Origin of the sequence: Myxococcus llanfairpwllgwyngyllgogerychwyrndrobwllllantysiliogogogochensis (genome assembly GCF_006636215.1) — a bacterium.
GTDB lineage: Bacteria > Myxococcota > Myxococcia > Myxococcales > Myxococcaceae > Myxococcus > Myxococcus llanfairpwllgwyngyllgogerychwyrndrobwllllantysiliogogogochensis.
This window is the reverse complement of the sequence record NZ_VIFM01000981.1, coordinates 1-391: the sequence shown is the minus strand read 5'-3', so window position 1 is coordinate 391 and position 391 is coordinate 1. Positions and strand designations below refer to the sequence as shown.

General features: G+C 72.1%; 1 protein-coding gene. It reads right to left on the bottom strand.

The window, feature by feature from the left end:
- Positions 1-391: ATP synthase F1 subunit delta (atpH, locus tag FJV41_RS57655; RefSeq protein WP_141649699.1), on the bottom strand; the 391-nt coding region annotated here is incomplete at both ends.

Here is a 391-nt window from a genome sequence, read left to right as displayed (position 1 = left end):
GGCCGAAACGCTTCTCCAGCGAGACGCCGAGCTCCGCCAGGGCGGAGGCATCGATCGGGAAGGCGCTGTGGACGACCGCGTCGGACGAGCCGCTCTGGCGGTTGACGAGGGCGCGGAACTGCGCCGCCACTTCGGGCAGCGCGTCGAGGCGGCCGTTGTCGATGAGCACGCGCAGGAAGTTGCGGGCCGCATCGGAGAGCGGCGCGCGCACCACACCGGCGATCAGGTCGAACAGCTGTTCGGGCGTGACCTTCGGGTTGTCGGCCAGCTGCCGCACCTGTGGGTCGGCAGCGATCGCCGCCAGTTCGTCCACCCAGGCGACGGTGCTGCCCAGGCCGGCGCCCGGCTGGGCAGCGCTGGCCTTGAACAGGGCTTCCGCGTAAGGGCGGGG